This window comes from Neobacillus pocheonensis (genome assembly GCF_050477905.1).
Lineage (GTDB): Bacteria > Bacillota > Bacilli > Bacillales > Cytobacillaceae > Neobacillus > Neobacillus pocheonensis_A.
The window spans coordinates 43,549-61,471 of the sequence record NZ_JBCNAD010000032.1; the positions used below are offsets into that span (position 1 = coordinate 43,549).

At 41.0% G+C, this 17,923-nt stretch carries 20 protein-coding genes and 1 other annotated feature; of the genes, 18 read left to right on the plus strand and 2 right to left on the minus strand.

The window, feature by feature from the left end; all coding sequences use genetic code 11:
- Positions 1–60 precede the first annotated feature (60 nt).
- The 15 genes from ABES02_RS17540 to pheA all read left to right on the plus strand — a co-directional run bounded on the left by ABES02_RS17540 (position 61) and on the right by pheA (position 12,250).
- Positions 61–1,083 carry a rod shape-determining protein gene (locus tag ABES02_RS17540; RefSeq protein WP_430137573.1) on the plus strand — a complete coding sequence of 341 codons (1,023 nt, stop codon included), beginning with the start codon at positions 61–63 and terminating at the stop codon, positions 1,081–1,083.
- Between the two features lie 87 nt (positions 1,084–1,170).
- The gene (gene mreC / locus ABES02_RS17545) at positions 1,171–2,052 is read left to right on the plus strand and encodes a rod shape-determining protein MreC (RefSeq protein WP_430137576.1); all 882 of its coding nucleotides are present in this window, start codon (positions 1,171–1,173) and stop codon (positions 2,050–2,052) included.
- Positions 2,049–2,567, plus strand: coding sequence for a rod shape-determining protein MreD (gene mreD, locus ABES02_RS17550; RefSeq protein WP_430137578.1), 519 nt, complete (start codon positions 2,049–2,051; stop codon positions 2,565–2,567). The genes mreC and mreD overlap by 4 nt, the downstream gene beginning before the upstream one ends.
- A 344-nt stretch (positions 2,568–2,911) precedes the next feature.
- The gene (gene minC, locus ABES02_RS17555) at positions 2,912–3,592 is read left to right on the plus strand and encodes a septum site-determining protein MinC (RefSeq protein ID WP_430137580.1); all 681 of its coding nucleotides are present in this window, start codon (positions 2,912–2,914) and stop codon (positions 3,590–3,592) included.
- A gap of 1 nt (position 3,593) precedes the next feature.
- Complete coding sequence (gene minD, locus ABES02_RS17560) at positions 3,594–4,397, plus strand: septum site-determining protein MinD (RefSeq protein WP_430137582.1); 804 nt, start codon at positions 3,594–3,596, stop codon at positions 4,395–4,397.
- Positions 4,398–4,501: 104 nt separating this feature from the next.
- Positions 4,502–5,293 (plus strand): peptidoglycan DD-metalloendopeptidase family protein, encoded by a 792-nt coding sequence (locus ABES02_RS17565; protein ID WP_430137584.1) that lies wholly within the window; start codon positions 4,502–4,504, stop codon positions 5,291–5,293.
- Positions 5,286–6,152 (plus strand): M50 family metallopeptidase, encoded by an 867-nt coding sequence (locus ABES02_RS17570; protein ID WP_430137586.1) that lies wholly within the window; start codon positions 5,286–5,288, stop codon positions 6,150–6,152. Before ABES02_RS17565 ends, ABES02_RS17570 begins: the two co-directional genes overlap by 8 nt.
- A gap of 40 nt (positions 6,153–6,192) precedes the next feature.
- Positions 6,193–7,647, plus strand: a complete 1,455-nt coding sequence (locus ABES02_RS17575; protein WP_430137589.1) for an Rne/Rng family ribonuclease — start codon at positions 6,193–6,195, stop codon at positions 7,645–7,647.
- A gap of 47 nt (positions 7,648–7,694) precedes the next feature.
- Positions 7,695–7,777, plus strand: a sequence feature (ribosomal protein L21 leader region).
- 13 nt (positions 7,778–7,790) lie between these two features.
- A complete protein-coding gene (gene rplU / locus ABES02_RS17580) occupies positions 7,791–8,099 on the plus strand; it encodes a 50S ribosomal protein L21 (RefSeq protein WP_430137591.1) in 309 nt (102 codons plus the stop codon).
- Between the two features lie 16 nt (positions 8,100–8,115).
- On the plus strand, positions 8,116–8,460 hold the full coding sequence (locus ABES02_RS17585) for a ribosomal-processing cysteine protease Prp (protein ID WP_430137594.1): 345 nt from the start codon (positions 8,116–8,118) through the stop codon (positions 8,458–8,460).
- A complete protein-coding gene (gene rpmA / locus ABES02_RS17590; protein WP_101652028.1) occupies positions 8,461–8,754 on the plus strand; it encodes a 50S ribosomal protein L27 in 294 nt (97 codons plus the stop codon). It begins immediately after the preceding gene.
- Positions 8,755–8,956: 202 nt separating this feature from the next.
- Complete coding sequence (locus ABES02_RS17595; RefSeq protein WP_430137597.1) at positions 8,957–9,493, plus strand: Spo0B C-terminal domain-containing protein; 537 nt, start codon at positions 8,957–8,959, stop codon at positions 9,491–9,493.
- Positions 9,494–9,560: 67 nt separating this feature from the next.
- Positions 9,561–10,850, plus strand: coding sequence for a GTPase ObgE (gene obgE / locus ABES02_RS17600; RefSeq protein ID WP_430137600.1), 1,290 nt, complete (start codon positions 9,561–9,563; stop codon positions 10,848–10,850).
- A gap of 24 nt (positions 10,851–10,874) precedes the next feature.
- A complete protein-coding gene (locus tag ABES02_RS17605) occupies positions 10,875–11,330 on the plus strand; it encodes an ACT domain-containing protein (protein WP_430137603.1) in 456 nt (151 codons plus the stop codon).
- Positions 11,331–11,395: 65 nt separating this feature from the next.
- Complete coding sequence (gene pheA, locus ABES02_RS17610; RefSeq protein WP_430137606.1) at positions 11,396–12,250, plus strand: prephenate dehydratase; 855 nt, start codon at positions 11,396–11,398, stop codon at positions 12,248–12,250.
- A gap of 31 nt (positions 12,251–12,281) precedes the next feature.
- On the opposite strand, the gene ABES02_RS17615 is transcribed toward pheA, so the two are convergent.
- Positions 12,282–12,818 carry a transcription repressor NadR gene (locus ABES02_RS17615; RefSeq protein ID WP_430137609.1) on the minus strand — a complete coding sequence of 179 codons (537 nt, stop codon included), beginning with the start codon at positions 12,816–12,818 and terminating at the stop codon, positions 12,282–12,284.
- Between the two features lie 97 nt (positions 12,819–12,915).
- Complete coding sequence (locus tag ABES02_RS17620) at positions 12,916–14,058, minus strand: IscS subfamily cysteine desulfurase (RefSeq protein ID WP_430137612.1); 1,143 nt, start codon at positions 14,056–14,058, stop codon at positions 12,916–12,918.
- A gap of 100 nt (positions 14,059–14,158) precedes the next feature.
- On the opposite strand from ABES02_RS17620, the gene nadB reads away from it, so the two are divergent.
- Genes nadB through nadA form a run of 3 tightly spaced genes read left to right on the plus strand, consistent with a single transcriptional unit; the run spans position 14,159 to position 17,655 of the window.
- Complete coding sequence (gene nadB / locus ABES02_RS17625) at positions 14,159–15,733, plus strand: L-aspartate oxidase (RefSeq protein WP_430137614.1); 1,575 nt, start codon at positions 14,159–14,161, stop codon at positions 15,731–15,733.
- Positions 15,702–16,550: a carboxylating nicotinate-nucleotide diphosphorylase gene (nadC, locus tag ABES02_RS17630; protein WP_430137616.1), complete on the plus strand. Its 849-nt coding sequence runs from the start codon at positions 15,702–15,704 to the stop codon at positions 16,548–16,550. The genes nadB and nadC overlap by 32 nt, the downstream gene beginning before the upstream one ends.
- A 1-nt stretch (position 16,551) precedes the next feature.
- The gene (nadA, locus tag ABES02_RS17635) at positions 16,552–17,655 is read left to right on the plus strand and encodes a quinolinate synthase NadA (protein ID WP_430137619.1); all 1,104 of its coding nucleotides are present in this window, start codon (positions 16,552–16,554) and stop codon (positions 17,653–17,655) included.
- Positions 17,656–17,923: the final 268 nt, after the last annotated feature.

Genomic DNA, 17,923 nt, shown 5'->3' on the forward strand with positions numbered 1-17,923 from the left:
AAGGTGATTACCTGCCTAGGGAAATTTTGCATTTCGTATCAGAAAGGGAGCTACATAATTATGTTTGGAATTGGAACAAGAGATTTAGGAATAGACTTAGGGACTGCTAATACCCTCGTATATGTAAAGGGAAAAGGAATCGTGTTAAGAGAGCCATCGGTAGTGGCCTTACAAACAGATACAAAAAGTATTGTAGCGGTTGGAAATGACGCTAAAAATATGATTGGACGGACACCGGGGAATGTCGTCGCCACAAGGCCGATGAAGGATGGCGTTATTGCCGACTTTGAAACAACGGCAACGATGATGAAGTATCATATCCGCCAAGCCCAAAAAAGTAAAAGTGTTTTTTCAGGTAAGCCATATGTCATGGTATGTGTGCCTTCTGGAATCACCGCAGTTGAAGAAAGAGCGGTTATCGATGCTACTAGACAAGCTGGTGCAAAGGATGCATACACAATTGAAGAACCGTTTGCTGCCGCCATCGGTGCGAACCTTCCTGTTTGGGAGCCAACCGGCAGCATGGTCGTCGATATCGGCGGGGGAACAACAGAAGTCGCGATTATTTCTTTAGGTGGTATCGTAACTAGTCAATCCATCCGAATTGCTGGTGATGAGATGGACGACTCAATTATTTCTTATATCCGCAAAAATTATAATTTAATGATTGGTGAACGGACTGCAGAAACGATCAAAATGGAAATTGGCTCGGCCGGTATTCCTGAAGGCATTGACAATATGGAAATTCGCGGCCGTGATTTATTGACTGGTCTGCCAAAAACAATCGAAATTACTGCAAAAGAAATATCAGTTGCTTTAAATGATACGGTATATGCAATTGTAGAAGCGGTAAAGAACACACTTGAAAAAACACCACCGGAGCTTGCTGCAGATATTATGGACCGGGGAATCGTCTTAACAGGCGGTGGTGCACTGCTTCGCAATTTGGACCGAGTGATCAGCGAAGAAACAAAAATGCCTGTCCTAATTGCTGAAAATCCACTCGATTGCGTAGCAATTGGAACCGGAAAAGCATTAGACCATATCCACTTGTTTAAAAATAAAGCTAAAGAGTCTAGATAATAAGAAAAGCGGAAGCGCCTTGCCCAGGGGCTTATGACCCCGAGCCCCTAGGCGCTGGAGCTAGACAAAAAATAGAGGTGAATAATCATGCCACAGTTCTTTTTGAATAAACGACTGATCATTTTGCTTGTCAGCATCATTGTTCTCGTGGCATTGATTGGGTTTTCTTTAAGGGAGAGAGATAAATTATCCTGGCCGGAGCAATTTGTGAAAGACACAACCGGCTGGGTTCAATCCCTGGTTTCAAAGCCTGCCAATTTCGTTGCAGGCTTTTTTGAAAATCTCCAGGATTTGCAAAATACATATGAAGAGAATAAAGAACTTAAATCGCGGATTGAAGAGCTTGTCAGCCTTGAAGCAGAAAACCAAGGGCTGAAAAAAGACAATAAGGAATTGCGTGACATTCTCGGAGAAAAAAAGACCTTGAGAGATTTTAAACCAATGCCTGCTACTGTAATTGGCAGAAATCCTGATCGTTGGCATGAAATGATTATAATTGATAAAGGCAATCTCAACGGAATTAAGAAAAATATGGCTGTCGTTACAGCTAATGGGTTGATTGGTAAGGTAAAGACAGTAAACCAATTCAGTTCGACTGTACAGCTATTGAGTGCAATGGATCCAAAGAACCGGATTTCCGTTACCATCCAAGGTGGAACAAGTATTTACGGATTTGTTCAGGGGTTTGATGATAAAAAGAAATTACTTTTAGTCAAAAGCATTCCTTCAGGGGTAAAAGTTGAAAAAGACCAAAATGTGATTACATCAGGTAAGGGCGGTGTCTTTCCTGAAGGGTTAGTGGTTGGGAAAGTGGTTGAGGTTAAACCTGATCAGTACGGGTTAAATCAAACGGCTTTAGTAAAACCAGGTGCAGACTTTTATGATATTGAAAATGTCATTGTCATTAAACGACTAATGACGCAGCCGACAGTATCAGATATGGAAAATGGGAAGGAGAAGGATCTATGAAAAAATTCCTTCTTCCTCTTTTGTTTTTGTTCCTTTTTCTAGCAGAAAGTCTTTTTGTTCAATTTTTTCCAGGTGATCTTTTCGGAGGGAACCGGATTATCGTTCCCCATTTTTTATTTGTAGCACTTGTTTTTTTGACTATTTTTATAGGTAAAAAACAAGGTATAATCTATGCGGCCATTTTTGGTCTGATCTTTGATATTGTCTATGTAGAGATTATCGGGATATATCTTTTTCTTTTTCCGTTTATCTGTTATCTAGTATCGAAAATCATGCATATCATGCAGACCAATATCATTATTGCCTTTCTCGTTTCACTTTTCGGAGTGGCGTTATTGGAGATTGGTGTGTATGAAATGAACTTCCTCATTCATGTGACAAGTCTTGATTTTATGGGCTTTCTAAATTTACGTTTTTATCCAACCTTATTATTAAATGCGATATTTGTTTTGATATTTGGCTATCCCTTAAAAAGACGATTTGAAAAATATGCCGAAGCCCTTAGGGATGAATAATTTTTTTAAAAAGCTTGGTTAAACTAGTCTGTTGATTTCCGCTCCAGGTGCGAGCGGTTCGCGGGCGTGCTGGGGAGCCTCCTCGTGGCTTCGCTCCTGCGGGGTCTCCCCTACCCCGTACTCCCGCAGGAGTCTTCGCACCTTCCGCTCCAATCAACGAGCTTAGAAAATCAACAACGTTCTTTAAACTTAGCTTTTTAAAAAAGAGGAGAATGGACGGTTCGTGTCGAATTTTTATTAAGATAGTTTGTACATGTGATTCGGAGTAGGTATTATTCCTTATTTGACCGTCTATTATTTCCCGCTCCGGAATTGTTTTTTTATTATGAGGTGAAAAATTCTCCATGAAAAATCGGCAAAATGTTACAATAAAAGGTACGAAGGATGGACTTGTCCTTCATCTTGATGATAGCTGTTCCTATGAGGAGCTAAAAAAAGAATTAGACCAAAAGCTTTCTGCCAACGCTAGGACCCAAGATGAGCGGCATTTAATTACTGTTAAAGTGGAAGTAGGCAATCGATATTTAACAGAGGTCCAACAGGAAGAGTTAAAAGACTTAATACGGCAAAAAAAGAATTTAGTTGTTGATGATATTGAAGCGAATGTAATCACAAAAGATGAGGCCAATCGAATGAAGGCGGAAACAGAGGTCGTGACCGTATCCCGCATCATTCGTTCCGGTCAAGTGTTAGAGGTTCCTGGTGATTTACTGCTAATTGGTGATGTAAATCCTGGTGGAACGGTAATTGCAGGCGGAAATATTTTTATTATGGGTACACTAAAAGGAGTAGCACATGCCGGCTATCATGGAAATGATCAAGCTGTCATTGCGGCGTCAAGCATGAAACCTTCGCAACTGCGAATTAGCGATTGTATAGAAAGAACTCCAGAATCTGTTCAAGACTTGGAGAAGCGGGAAATGGAATGTGCTTACATAGATGAAAACCGCGAAATCATAATTGATAGACTGCAAGCTTTAATCCATTTAAGGCCTAATTTAACTAGATTAGAAGGGGGACATTAAGGTGGGAGAGGCAATAGTAATTACATCCGGTAAGGGCGGCGTAGGCAAAACAACTACTACTGCGAACATTGGTACAGCACTGGCCCTTCAAGGAAAAAAAGTATGCTTAGTGGATACAGACATCGGTCTTCGAAACTTAGATGTCGTAATGGGACTTGAAAACCGAATTATCTATGACTTGGTGGATGTAGTAGAAAAAAGATGTAAAATCCATCAAGCATTGGTTAAGGACAAACGATTTGATGGCTTATTGTATTTATTGCCCGCCGCGCAAACGGTCGATAAATCTGCCGTTACGCCGGAGCAAATGAAAGAACTGATTACGGAATTAAAGCAGGAATATGATTATATTATTATCGATTGTCCTGCAGGAATTGAACAAGGGTATAAAAACGCAATTGCCGGTGCAGATAAAGCGATCGTCGTCACGAATCCTGAAGTTTCAGCCGTTCGCGACGCCGATCGTATTATTGGCTTGCTTGAAAAAGAAAAGAGTATGGAATCGCCAAGATTAGTCGTCAACCGGATTCGCAATCATATGATGAAAAGCGGCGACATGCTCGATATTGATGAAATTACACAGCATTTATCGATTGAACTAATAGGGATTGTTGCGGATGACGAAGAAGTAATTAAAGCCTCTAACCATGGCGAACCGATTGCCCTAAATCCAAACAGCAAGGCTTCCATTGCCTACCGAAACATTGCAAGAAGAATCCTTGGGGAATCAATTCCGCTTCAACCGCTGGAAGAGGCGAATAAAGGCGTATTTACAAAACTTAAAAAATTCTTTGGTGTACGATAAATAAGTAAGCCTGTCTACAAAAATTGTGGACAGGCTTATTTATTTTGAAGTCATACTCTTTAAATTCTCCTCATAAACTTGTACAAACTGTGGGAAAAGGGTTGATGGATATGGCGCGCTCTTCAGCGGATGAAATACGGCAGCGAATTGCCAAAAGAAAAAAAGAACAAGGGTCTCAGTCAAAAAGCCCTGGACGGCAGATTGATTGGCCTGGTGATGATGAGAAATATGGATTAGATTATTTTAGTTCCTCTGGGGGATCGGATGGAGAAGGCGGGCACCCATTATTTAAAAAGGAAATCTTCTTTTTTAAAATTTTGTCTTCGATTCTTCTATTTTTGGTCGTAGCTATTTTGTTTCGGAATCAGACTGCTTCACTGGATCCGGCGCGGGATGCGATTGTCAAAACAATGGACAAGGACTTTAAGTTTGCGACTGTTTCAAAATGGTATGAAGATAAGTTTGGAAAGCCGCTTGCACTGCTTCCTTTTACAGAGAAGGATAAAACGGGAGAAAAAGAGGTCGTGGATAAAAATTCTGCCGTTGAAGTTTCCGGGAGACTTCTTGAAAATTTCAAAAAAAATGGCCAGGGAATCATGATTGAGACGCAAAAAGGAGCCCCTGTCCAAGCAATTAATGACGGCAATGTCGTCTTCGCAGGGGTCAAAGAAGATTTAGGGAATACTGTCATCATTCAACATTCTGATGGATCTGAAACCTGGTACGGAAATTTAGACAGTATAAAGGTTAACTTATATGATTTTATCGAAAAAAGAACAGTGGTTGGTTCTGTTTCCACTTCTTCAGGAGAAGACAAAACAAAAGGTAAATATTATTTTGCAATAAAAAAAGGCGATGATTTCATCGACCCAATACAGGTGATTCGAATTGAATAAAGCGATATATTTACTTCGTCATGTTCATATCCATCCATTGTTGTGGATTGTGATTGCACTCTCGATTGCTACAGCACATTTCCTCGAAGTCTGCTTACTGCTTGGAATTATTTTTATTCATGAAATGGGGCATGCTGCTGCAGCTTCTTTTTTTTCATGGAGAATCAAGAAAATTACCTTGCTGCCATTTGGCGGGGTCGCTGAGATGGATGAGCATGGTAACCGGCCATTAAAGGAAGAAGCCATCGTTGTCATAGCTGGTCCAGTTCAACATATTTGGATGGTAGCTTTAGCCTATGGACTATTATCACTTAACCTCATTTCTGAAGATTTTTATAATCTCTTTTTAAGTTATAATTTAATGATTCTCGTGTTTAATCTATTCCCAGTTTGGCCGCTTGATGGCGGCAAGCTGGTTTTCATGCTGCTATCATTAAAAAGCTCATTTCCAAATGCCCATCGGATTACCCTATTGCTCTCGTTCGCCAGCCTACTTCTTTTTTCGGTATTGATCTTGTTTACGGCCCCAACTCATCTCAATGTTTGGATCGTTATCGCTTTCCTATTTTTCTCACTTTACCACGAATGGAAGCAGCGTCGCTTTATTTTCATGCGGTTTTTATTAGAGCGCTATTACGGAAAAAAATCAGACCTCCACAATTTAAAGCCCATCCAGGCTGATGAACAGGAGTTACTGATCCACGTATTAGAAAAATTTCAGCGCGGCTGCAAGCATCCAATCATTGTGGAAGAGGCTGGCAGAGAAAAAGGCAGATTAGACGAAAATGAACTCCTGCATGCTTATTTTACCGAAAAACGATTAACTGATAAAATCAGCGACCTTCTCTTTTCTTATTGATTGGGTATAATAGAGACATCTTGAATAAGGTGAGGACTTAATGTTGGAAACGTTAATTGTTAATTATTCATCGCGTGAAAAGCGCTTTGCTTTTTTGCGAGACGGACGAGTTGAAAAGATTGTCATCGACCGACCAGAGCACCAATCTCTGGTCGGTAATATTTATTTTGGGACCGTAACGAAAGTGCTGCCTGGAATGAATGCGGCTTTTATTGATATTGGGGAAGAAAAAAAGGCCTATTTGCATCGAGACGTGCTGCCATCCTATGTTTTATCAAACGAAAAACAAGCAAGTATTACTTCGTTGCTTCATCAAGGGGAAAAACTGCTCGTTCAAGTGGATAAAGACGCCACCGGAACGAAAGGGCCGAGAGTAACGGGGATCATTGAAATACAAGGAAGTAATCTTATTTACATGCCAAATGGCCGCTACACTGCGGTATCTAAAAAAATCGCCGATGAACGGCAACAGGCAAATCTACGCCGTCTTGGCAGCCGCTTGAAAACAGAGGAAGAGGGAATAATCTTTCGAACTTCTAGCCTCCATAGCAAAGAAGAGGAAATTTTTGAGGAGCTAGGCCAGTTACGAATTCAATATCAAGAGTTGCTCCAAAAAGCAGTCTCCATCAAAAAGCCAGGGATTATCTTTCAAAAGGATACCTTTATTGAAATGATTGAGGAACAAACGGCTAAAATGTCATCTGGCGAAGTGATCGTGGACGACCTTTCTATAAAAAAGCAATTGGAATCCAAAAATGTTCAAATAAATTTAACCTACTATAACGGCAAAGAGAATATTTTTTCAGTCAATAAAGTGGAGCATGAAATCGATAAAGCCCTGAAACGGATTGTTTGGCTCGATAATGGGTCTTATCTAATTTTCGATGAAACCGAAGCTCTTACCATTATTGATGTTAATACTGGTAAATTTTCTGGAAAGGCAGATTATCAGGATACCGTTTTAAAAACAAATCAGCTTGCTGCAATGGAGATTGCAAGGCAGTTGCGACTCCGCGATATTGGCGGTATTATTCTTGTTGATTTTATTGATATGAAGCGCGAGAAGGACAAGCATTCCATTCTCGACCTTATCGAATCCAAATTAATGAACGATGAAAAACGAACGAAAGTAATTGGATTTACCCCGCTTGGCATCCTTCAACTAACAAGGAAGAAAACCAAAGTAACAATTTCGGAAGCATTACAAGTGAATTGCCCAGTTTGCGAGGGGACAGGAAAAATCCTTAGTGCAGAAACGGTTGCTTTTAGGCTTGAACGCGAGTTAATCGAGCATCGCCATACTGAATTTGAAGCGGTTTTAGTGGAAACGACACTAGAAGTTAAAGATGAAATACAGCCACATCTTGCCATATTAGAAGAATCGCTTCATTTCGCCGTTTATTTTTCAATCAAACACTCCGCTCAACATTATTATGTGTTAAAACAGTTCGGGACTAAGAATGAGATAGCCCAAAAAGCTGTCGATTGCTATTGACACTATAGCTCAAATTATGTTAGTATCTTAATGTTATGTTTGTAGCACCCGTGCTACAACCGCACAGAACAGGTAGTAAGATTTTGCGAGATTCGCAAGACGCCTGTTGATGGCGAGTCTGAGTTTATAAGGAGGTGCAGTTCATGTACGCAATTATCGAAACTGGCGGTAAACAACTTAAAGTCGAAGAAGGCCAAGCTATCTACATTGAAAAATTAGGTGTTGAAGCTGGTGAAACAGTTACTTTTGACAAGGTTCTTTTCGTTGGCGGTGAAACTGTAAAAGTTGGAAGCCCTGTTGTTGCAGGCGCTACTGTTACAGCTAAAGTTGAAAAAGAAGGCCGTGCGAAAAAGATCATCGTTTTCAAGTACAAAGCGAAGAAAAACAACCGTAAGAAGCAAGGTCATCGTCAACCTTACACTAAAGTAGTCATCGAAAAAATCAACGCGTAAGGTGTTGAACAAATAGATGATTGGAATTACGATTTCTCGTACTAAGTCCGGAAAAATTCAATCCTTTGAAATAAGTGGTCATGCTTTGTTCGCGGACCGGGGAAAAGATATCGTCTGTGCAGGCGTATCTGCCGTTTCAGTTGGTGCCATTAACGCAGTGCACGAACTAACCGGAGTTACTCCCGATCTGGAACATCGAGCAGACGGACTTCTCCGCTGTGTGCTTCCTGAAGATCTTCCGGAGGATACACAAGAGAAAGTTCAACTTCTACTTGAAGGAATGATTGTTTCATTGAGATCGATTGAAGAAACGTACGGAGAGCACATAAAAATTACCTTCAAAAAGCAGGAGGTGGAATAAATGTTATTAAAATTAGATCTTCAGTTGTTTGCATCTAAAAAGGGAGTAGGTTCTACAAAGAACGGACGTGACTCTATCGCAAAGCGCCTTGGTGCTAAGCGTGCAGATGGTCAATTCGTAACTGGTGGTTCAATCCTTTACCGTCAACGCGGTACAAAGATTTACCCAGGTGAAAACGTAGGCCGTGGTGGTGACGACACTCTTTTTGCGAAAATCGACGGCGTTGTTAAGTTCGAACGTTTAGGTCGTGACCGTAAACAAGTGAGCGTTTATCCAGTAGCTCAAGAAGCGTAAGCATTATTGGAAACTCTAACCTTGCCGGTTAGAGTTTTCTTTTTGCACAAATAAATAGCACTATAAAGGCATTTCCCCGCAGTCAGCTTCTTAATTTTTCCTCTTTAGGAAACCTTTCGTATAAAAAAGCTTACTCATGGTTACTTTTTTGATATACTATCAACAAATAGTGTGTTCCGACACTTAGTTTAGGAGTGTAGGTATGGAGAAAGAATGGGGTATCGTGGAGGTGCTGAGGCACTCGCGACATGACTGGCTGAATAAGCTGCAGTTAATTAAGGGAAACATCGATTTAAATCGCATTGACCGGGCCAAAGAGGTCATTGATGAAATTGTGATTGAAGCCCAGCATGAGACAAAGTTGTCCAATTTACAAATGCCTTTATTTGCCTCGCTCTTATTTACCTCTAATTGGGAGAATCCCTCTTTTAGGCTTGAATATGAGGTGCTTGAGGATGCCGAACCATTGAGAATGAACGATTCAGTCCTGACAAATTGGACAAAATCCTTTTTTTTATGTTTAAATAAGGCAATCGAGGCATTTCAAGAAAACCATTTATCGATTACAATTGAGCCGCAATCAGAGGGAATTCGTTTCTTTTTTGATTTTAGCGGGATAATAATAAAAAGTGAACTGATTGAAAAATTCCTTGCAGATCGGTCCAAATCGTTGGATGTCGAGGTCAAGGAATTCACGGAAAGCGAACTCGCACTGGAAATTTTTATGCCGAAACAATAGAAGGTATGAAAACAGCGATTCTCGTCGCAATCATCAGTTGATTTAAATGTGCGACAGGAGGAATAAAATGTTTGTCGATCAAGTCAAGATTTATGTAAAAGGTGGAGACGGCGGTAACGGAATGGTCGCGTTTCGCCGTGAAAAATATGTTCCTAAAGGTGGTCCCGCAGGCGGTGACGGAGGAAAAGGAGCAAATGTGATTTTCCAAGTCGAAGAGGGCTTGCGAACACTAATGGATTTTCGTTATCAGCGTCATTTTAAGGCAGAGCGTGGCGAGCATGGTATGTCGAAGAATCAGCACGGCCGCAATTCCAAGGATATGATCGTTAAGGTTCCGCCCGGAACGGTTGTCACTGATGCTGAAACGAAAGAGGTCATAGCGGATTTAGTCGAGCATGGACAACGGGCTGTGATCGCAAAAGGCGGTCGCGGCGGACGGGGAAATTCCCGTTTTGCCACTCCGGCTAATCCTGCACCAGAGCTAGCAGAAAACGGCGAGCCGGGCCAAGAGCGCGATGTTATCCTAGAGCTTAAGCTGCTTGCTGATGTCGGTCTTGTTGGCTTCCCAAGTGTAGGGAAATCCACGCTATTGTCTGTTGTCTCTTCAGCGAAGCCAAAAATTGCCGAATACCATTTTACGACGATTGTTCCAAATCTGGGTATGGTGGAAACAGAGGATGGCCGAAGCTTTGTTATGGCCGATCTACCTGGATTGATTGAAGGGGCCCATTCAGGAGTTGGGCTGGGTCATCAATTTTTGCGTCATATTGAACGGACGAGGGTTATTGTCCATGTTATCGATATGGCTGCAACTGAAGGTAGAGACCCATATGAGGATTATTTGACAATTAATAAAGAATTAAAAGAATATAACCTGCGTTTAACGGAGCGTCCACAAATTATTGTGGCCAATAAAATGGATATGCCTGGTGCGGAGGAAAATCTGCAGAAATTTAAAGAGCAGCTCGAAGACGATTATTTAATTTTTCCTATTTCGGCAGTTACAAGAAAAGGACTGCGCGAGTTATTGTATGCCGTTGCTGATAAAATTGAGGAAACGCCTGAATTCCCGCTTGAGCATGAAGAAGAGGATACTGGCGTCCATCGCGTCCTTTACAAGCATGAGAAGGATCCGGATGCTTTTCACATTTCAAGAGAATCAGATGGCTCATTTGTTGTTTCAGGAGAAAAAATTGAAAAGTTATTTAAGATGACAAACTTCCAAACCGAAGAATCTGTCCGCCGTTTCTCACGTCAGCTTCGTGGTCTCGGGGTAGATGAAGCTTTAAGACAGCGTGGAGCAAAAGATGGGGATCTCGTTAAGTTATTGGATTTCGAATTTGAGTTTATTGAATAGGGTTCCAGGTAAAGAGGTATTGAAATGAAAAGGGATAATATTGATCGAAAATTTTATTTAATCCGTGAAGATGTGTTGCCAGAAGCAATGAAGAAGACAATTGAAGTTAAGGACATGCTGGATAGAGGCAAGGCGGAATCAATAGCGGATGCAGTTCAGCAGGTAGATTTAAGCAGGAGTGCCTTTTATAAATACAGAGATACCGTGTTTCCCTTCTCAACCATTAAGAAGGAACGTTTAGTCTCCCTATTTTTTCATTTAGAGGACCGCTCAGGCACGCTATCAAAATTATTAAGTGTTGTTGCCGCATCAGGCTGCAATGTCCTAACCATACATCAGACGATTCCCCTTCAAGGCAGGGCTAACGTAACACTTTCGTTAAACACGGCAAATATGACAAATGAAATTGATGAATTACTAACTGAACTTAGAAAACTCGAATTTGTAGAGAAAGTAGAAGTGCTGGGAACAGGTGCCTAGTGGACGTTTGTCCGCTGAGGAGCTGTTCTCAGCCTTCTTTTTAATAAATAAGGGAGTGGAATATAATGAAAGTTGGTTATTTAGGCCCTAAGGCGACCTTTACGGAACTCGCAGTAACTAAGGTTTTCCCGGGTTTTGGGCTTGAGCCTTACCGGACAATACCCGAATGTATGGATGCCGTATTGGATAAAAAAGTGGACCTGGCAGTGGCTCCAATTGAAAATGCGCTTGAGGGCTCGGTCAATATTACCTTGGATTATTTAACACAGGTTGCTCAAATCCCAATCATTGGGGAAATTACCCTCCCGATAAAACAGCATTTAATGGTCCATCCAAAGAATGCGGAGAACTGGGAGAGTATCTCGAAAATATATAGCCATTCTCATGCCATTGCCCAGTGTCATAAATTTTTACATAGTCAATTTAAAGACGTGCCATTTGAATATGTGTCGTCCACAGCAGCAGCGGCGAAGCTGATTATGGATGAGCCTGAACATAATACGGCCGCCATTGCCAATGAATTGGCGGCAAAAGAATATGGGTTAACGATTGTTCGCAGGAACATTCACGATTTTGACTATAACCACACCCGCTTTGTGGTTTTATCAGAAAACGAATTAGATTTTCATGCAATAAGCGGGTCAACCCATTACAAGACAACTCTGATGGTCACCCTGCCGTCTGATCGTGCCGGTGCACTTCACCAAGTCCTTTCAGCGTTTGCTTGGCGAAAAATAAACCTTTCCAAAATTGAATCAAGACCAATGAAAACAGGAATTGGCAATTATTTTTTCATTATCGATTTAGAAATGAAGCTTGATGAAGTATTAATTCCAGGAGCAATCGCTGAATTGGAAGCACTCGGATGCGGAGTCACACTGCTCGGCACTTATCCTTCTACATTAGTAGAACTAAAATAGAAAAAGACCTGGGTGGGGCCCAGGTCTTTTTCTATTCCATCAAAAACCCTTCAGTCCTAAGGGCATAAACCGCTTTATCAAGTATTTTTTCACTTGAAGCAGAAATAGTATGAAGATGGATGCCATCTGTCAGCTCAGACAATAAAGCGGCATTAGTTGTTTTAAGATGGTTTAAAAACTGTTTCACTTCCTGTCGGTTCGAGACCATGATTGATGCCGTTAAATCACCGTATACGGCGTGCTCAATCTTTACATCCTTCACCAAAACCCCGTGGTCCACTAACAAATTTAGTTCTTTTTCTGTGTCCTTAGGCAAATGCCTGCTAGCAATCGTTCTTTCATAAATCCTAGTGTCAGCATTTTGCTTTAAATAAACATAGCCTTGGCTAGTGGCAAGAATGGGTTCATTTTTCGCTTTAAGCAGGGTTATATCCCCAACAATCACTTGCCTGCTAACATTCGTTCTTGAGGCCAGCTCACTGCCTGTCAGCGGTTCAGGGCTGTCTTTAAGCAGCTGTAGAATCAAAGACCTCCTTTCCTCTCCTAATATTTTTTTTTGCTCAGCCATAAAATTCCTCCCGTGCATCATCTGTTTTCTTATTCTAGCATAAACTTATTTATTTTTATAAAATGAAACTTCAATCAGTGGGGGTCTTCCTGCCCGTTTATGCGGGAGAAAATTCCTGTGCGATTTTCACAATGCTCTCACCAAGTTTCACCACTTCCTCAATCGTTGAAGAAGTGCCAAACGAAATGCGGTTAAACTCTTTTGCCTCTTGATTACTTAATCCCAACGCTTGTGCAACTTTTGCAGGGGATTGCATACCAACTTGGCAGGCGCTTCCGGTTGAAATGGCGAATCCTAAGCGATTGCATTCAAGCATTGTCCATTGTCCCTCGATCCCTGCGATTCTGAGCCCAATAATATTCGGTAATTGTGTATGGGACTCTTCCCCTTCATAAACTATTACTCTATCTTTTATAGGAGTGAGTGTCTCCAAAAAAGCTTGTCGCAATAAAGAAAATTTATGCTGATTCTCTGGAATGTCCCGGATTATTTTTTGTGCAGCAACTGTCATTGCAGCGATGGCTGGAACGTCCACCGTGCCTGGGCGAAATCCGCCTTCATGTGAACCGCCTGGAAAAAATGGATTCCAATTAATCAGCGGATTAATATAAACACCACCAATCCCTTTTGGACCATAAATTTTATGCCCAGAAAAAGAAAAGCTGCTAACAAGTGGTGCAATATTTTTCAAATCTATTTTTCCAAATGACTGGACAATATCGCTATGGAAATGAATCTGATTGGCCTTGCAAATTTCCGCAATTGCCTCGATTGGCTGAATCGTTCCGATTTCTGAATTCACATGCTGAATCGCAACTAAAATGGTTTCTGATTTAATTGCATTCATAAGCGCCTCAACATCCATTCGCCCTGATGCATCTAAGGGAAGAAGCGTAATTTCATAGCCCGCCAATTCCAATCTATTGAGAGCACCATGGATAGACGAATGCTCCGCCATTCCCGAAATAATATGTTTGCCTATTTTTACTGGAGCAGATAGTAAAGCCTCAATCGCTAAAAAATTTCCCTCGGAACCCCCGCTAGTAAAGAACAGCCCTTTTTTATCAACACCTAAAAGGCTCGCTAATTCTTCGCGGCAATTTTCTAGTAAAGCAGCGGATTGACCGCCAATATCATGAAGGCTACTAGAATTGCCAAAGAATTCCGTAGCTACCTTCAGGTAAACCTCAGCCGCTTCAGAATCTAAGGGTGTTGTGGCAGCAAAATCAAAATAGATCATATTATTTTCTCCCATAACTTTTTAATATAATACTTGTTTTTAGTTTAGTTCTGTGTAAATATATATGTCAAGACACCTGTTAGGTCAGGAGGGTCAACCTATGATAAATGATGAGGTTGTAATAATTGGAAGCGGGGTAGCGGCCTTACAGCTTGCTAACCAATTAGGAAATGATAAGAATGTGAGAATTCTCACAAAATCGAAAATAAGAATAGCAAATTCCTATCTAGCACAAGGAGGAATTGCTGCTGCAATTGGTGACCATGACCATCCTTCCAAGCATTTTGCGGATACATTAGAAGCAGGAAGATTTCACAATAACCAGGAAACGGTTCGGGAAATCATTTATGAAGCGCCATCATTAATAAAGGCTATTTCACAACAAGGGGATGTCTTTGACCGTAATCAAAATGGTGAATTCCTTCTTGGCATGGAAGGGGCCCATAGCGAGCATCGCATTGTCCATGGCGGCGGCGATGCGACAGGTAAAAACGTAATAGAGCACCTAATAAGCAGAATGCCTGAAAATGTGATTGTCGAAGAAGACGTATTTGCCTATGAATTGATCATAAATGAGCAAAAAAATCGCTGCATTGGTGTAAAAACAAAGCGGCCTGATGGCAGCATTCAAATTTATTACGGACAGCACATCATCCTTGCGACAGGCGGCTGTGGACAATTGTATACTTACACCTCAAATGCCCAAACAGTTAGCGGCGATGGCATTGCGCTTGCCTATTTAGCAGGTGCTGAAATCGTCGATATGGAATTTAATCAATTTCATCCGACACTTTTATACATGAACGGCGAAACAAAAGGATTAGTATCCGAAGCCGTAAGGGGGGATGGTGCGATCCTCATTACGGATGATGGAATACCGATCATGGAGGGAGTCCACCCTTATAAAGACCTTGCACCAAGGCATGTCGTTTCGCAAACCATTTATGAATATTTGAAAAATGGCCATAACGTATATTTAGATATTAGTAGAATAAAAGATTTCAAGAAACGATTCCCTACCATTACGGAACTTTGTGAGCAAAATGGCATTGACTTATCAGTTGGAAAAATTCCGGTTGCGCCTGGAAGCCATTTTTTAATGGGGGGAATTAAAACGGACTTAATCGGCCGTACCTCCATTGATGGGCTTTATGCAATCGGTGAAGCAGCTTGTACGGGCTTGCACGGTGCGAACCGCCTCGCAAGTAATTCCCTTTTAGAAGGTTTGTATCAAGGGAAAAAATTATCCGAATGGATTGATTCATCACAGATTGAAGTGCCAATAGAAGAACAACAAAATCATAGTTTTACCCAGAAAAAAGTGAATCTGCCATCTCAGCAGCAAATAAAGGATTTCATGATGGAGCGGGTAGGAATCGTCCGAAATGAGGTCGACCTCAGGAAGCAAAGAAAATGGCTCCATCAATTTAAGGTTCATGAACTAAATGAACTTGACTCGTTTAGTGTTCAAGATTTAACAAAGATTTTCATGCTGATCACAGCAAAGTTGATTACAGATTCAGCCTTAAAACGGACTGAAAGCCGCGGCGGACATTTTAGAAGTGATTATCCAAAAGAAGATGACAATAAATGGCTTAGAAAATCCATCATTCATAAAAAGAAACGGGAAGTGAACAAGAATCATGAACACATTAAAACTGCGCTCACTACTTGAAGATTTTTTTATTGAAGATATCGGTGAGCAGGACATTACCACAGATTTAATTTTTTCAGATGATACCGTTGGAGAAATTGTCTTTCTTTCGAAGGATGAAGGAATCTTTTGCGGCGAAGAAATTATTAAAACAGGGTTCAAGTTGTTAAATCCCGATTTAATCGTGAAAGTGCTTGTAAAGGATGGTGACCAAATCGAATATGGTCAACAACTGGCGCTTGTATCTGGAAAAATTTCCGACCTGTTAAAAGGAGAAAGAGTCGTTCTTAATCTCATTCAGCGGATGAGCGGGATTGCCACGCTGACAAATAAAGCGGTGAGGGCATTGAATAGCGATTTTACAAAAATTTGTGATACAAGGAAGACGACACCAGGTCTCCGCATGGTTGAAAAATTTGCAGTCCGTGCTGGCGGTGGCTATAATCACCGATTTGGTCTATACGATGGTGTCATGATTAAGGATAATCATATTTCTTTTGCAGGTTCAATTTCGCGTGCTGTTGAAACGGTAAGGAAGCAAGCTGGTCATATGGTGAAAGTGGAAGTAGAAGTCGAGACAGAAGAACAAGTGATTGAGGCGGTAAACGCGGGTGCCGATGTGATCATGTTTGATAACCGGACCCCTGATGAAATTAAGGAATTCATTAAATTGGTTCCATCTGGAATCATTACCGAAGCCTCCGGCGGGATCCAGTTAACGAACCTGGGTGCCTTCAGTGATACGGGTGTTCATTATATTTCCCTTGGATTATTGACCCATTCTTATAAAGCGTTGGATATAAGCGTAAAAGTAAAATGGAATAAAGGAGAAGAATAAGATGAACATTTTAGCCTCATTACAAACGAATAAAATGATTCCTGAAAAATATAAGCAGATGTCACGGGAGGAATTAGAAGCTCGTGTGATTGAAGTGAAAAACAAACTTGGTTCACGGTTATTTATCCCAGGGCATCATTATCAAAAGGATGAAGTTGTCCAGTTCGCAGATGCGACTGGTGACTCCCTAAAGCTAGCACAATTATCTGCGGAAAATACAGAAGCGGAATTTATCGTTTTTTGCGGGGTTCATTTTATGGCTGAAACCGCCGATATCTTAACGACTGAAAACCAAACGGTGTTCCTGCCTGATATGCGCGCCGGCTGCTCCATGGCTGATATGGCGGATTTGGGGCAAACAGAAAGAGCTTGGGAAAAGCTGCAAGCGATTTATGGTGATACCATTCTTCCATTAACCTATGTTAATTCAACAGCTGCTATTAAGTCATTTGTTGGTTCTAATGGTGGGGCAACCGTTACCTCCTCTAATGCCGAGACGATGGTAAAATGGGCGTTTGAACAAAAGGAGCGAATTTTATTTTTGCCAGATCAGCATTTAGGCCGTAATACGGCTGCTGATTTAGGTATACCACTGGACGAAATGGCCATTTGGAACCCAATTAATGATACATTAGAGTTTGATGGGGATGTTTCACAGGTAAAAGTAATCCTTTGGAAAGGGCATTGCTCCGTCCATGAGAACTTTACGGTTCAAAATGTGATTGATACCCGATATAAGTACCCAGATATGAAAATCATTGTTCACCCGGAATGCCGCCGAGAAGTGGTGGAATTATCAGATATGGCGGGATCAACGAGCTATATCATTAATGCGATTGAAAAAGCGGAATCGGGATCAGCTTGGGCGATTGGAACAGAGATGAACCTTGTGAACCGTTTAATCCAAAATCATCCGGATAAACATATTATTTCGTTAAATCCGCATATGTGTCCTTGTTTGACGATGAATCGTATTGATCTGCCACATCTAGTTTGGAGTCTGGATACACTTGAAGATGAAAATAATCAAAATATCATTAAAGTGGATGCAAAAATTGCCGGGAACGCCAAATTAGCTCTGGAACGGATGCTAAAAAATTCATAATTAGTAGAAAAGAGAGGCAAACTGAGCTGTTTGCCTCTCTTTTTTTATTTTTGAGAAATTTTATCGGCGGAAATTTCAAGTTTATCGGCGAATTTAAGGGATTTATCGGCGAATTTTTTATTTTATCGGCGAATTGTGGACATTTATCGGCGAATCGAGAATCGCCCCTTTTCTCCCAGGACTTATTCATATTTTATGAAAAATGAGCATAAGTTTTTCTGAAGAATGTTAGCACTTTGCCCAATTTGACATACACTATATGGACTTA

Coding starts and splice junctions, on each gene's coding strand:
- ABES02_RS17540 (WP_430137573.1), top strand. CDS start 61: ATGTTTGGAATTGGAACAAGAGATTTAGGAATAGACTTAGGGACTGCT.
- mreC (WP_430137576.1), top strand. CDS start 1,171: ATGCCACAGTTCTTTTTGAATAAACGACTGATCATTTTGCTTGTCAGC.
- mreD (WP_430137578.1), top strand. CDS start 2,049: ATGAAAAAATTCCTTCTTCCTCTTTTGTTTTTGTTCCTTTTTCTAGCA.
- minC (WP_430137580.1), top strand. CDS start 2,912: ATGAAAAATCGGCAAAATGTTACAATAAAAGGTACGAAGGATGGACTT.
- ABES02_RS17565 (WP_430137584.1), top strand. CDS start 4,502: ATGGATATGGCGCGCTCTTCAGCGGATGAAATACGGCAGCGAATTGCC.
- ABES02_RS17575 (WP_430137589.1), top strand. CDS start 6,193: ATGTTGGAAACGTTAATTGTTAATTATTCATCGCGTGAAAAGCGCTTT.
- rplU (WP_430137591.1), top strand. CDS start 7,791: ATGTACGCAATTATCGAAACTGGCGGTAAACAACTTAAAGTCGAAGAA.
- ABES02_RS17585 (WP_430137594.1), top strand. CDS start 8,116: ATGATTGGAATTACGATTTCTCGTACTAAGTCCGGAAAAATTCAATCC.
- rpmA (WP_101652028.1), top strand. CDS start 8,461: ATGTTATTAAAATTAGATCTTCAGTTGTTTGCATCTAAAAAGGGAGTA.
- ABES02_RS17595 (WP_430137597.1), top strand. CDS start 8,957: ATGGAGAAAGAATGGGGTATCGTGGAGGTGCTGAGGCACTCGCGACAT.
- obgE (WP_430137600.1), top strand. CDS start 9,561: ATGTTTGTCGATCAAGTCAAGATTTATGTAAAAGGTGGAGACGGCGGT.
- ABES02_RS17605 (WP_430137603.1), top strand. CDS start 10,875: ATGAAAAGGGATAATATTGATCGAAAATTTTATTTAATCCGTGAAGAT.
- pheA (WP_430137606.1), top strand. CDS start 11,396: ATGAAAGTTGGTTATTTAGGCCCTAAGGCGACCTTTACGGAACTCGCA.
- ABES02_RS17615 (WP_430137609.1), bottom strand. CDS start 12,818: ATGGCTGAGCAAAAAAAAATATTAGGAGAGGAAAGGAGGTCTTTGATT.
- ABES02_RS17620 (WP_430137612.1), bottom strand. CDS start 14,058: ATGATCTATTTTGATTTTGCTGCCACAACACCCTTAGATTCTGAAGCG.
- nadB (WP_430137614.1), top strand. CDS start 14,159: ATGATAAATGATGAGGTTGTAATAATTGGAAGCGGGGTAGCGGCCTTA.
- nadC (WP_430137616.1), top strand. CDS start 15,702: ATGAACACATTAAAACTGCGCTCACTACTTGAAGATTTTTTTATTGAA.
- nadA (WP_430137619.1), top strand. CDS start 16,552: ATGAACATTTTAGCCTCATTACAAACGAATAAAATGATTCCTGAAAAA.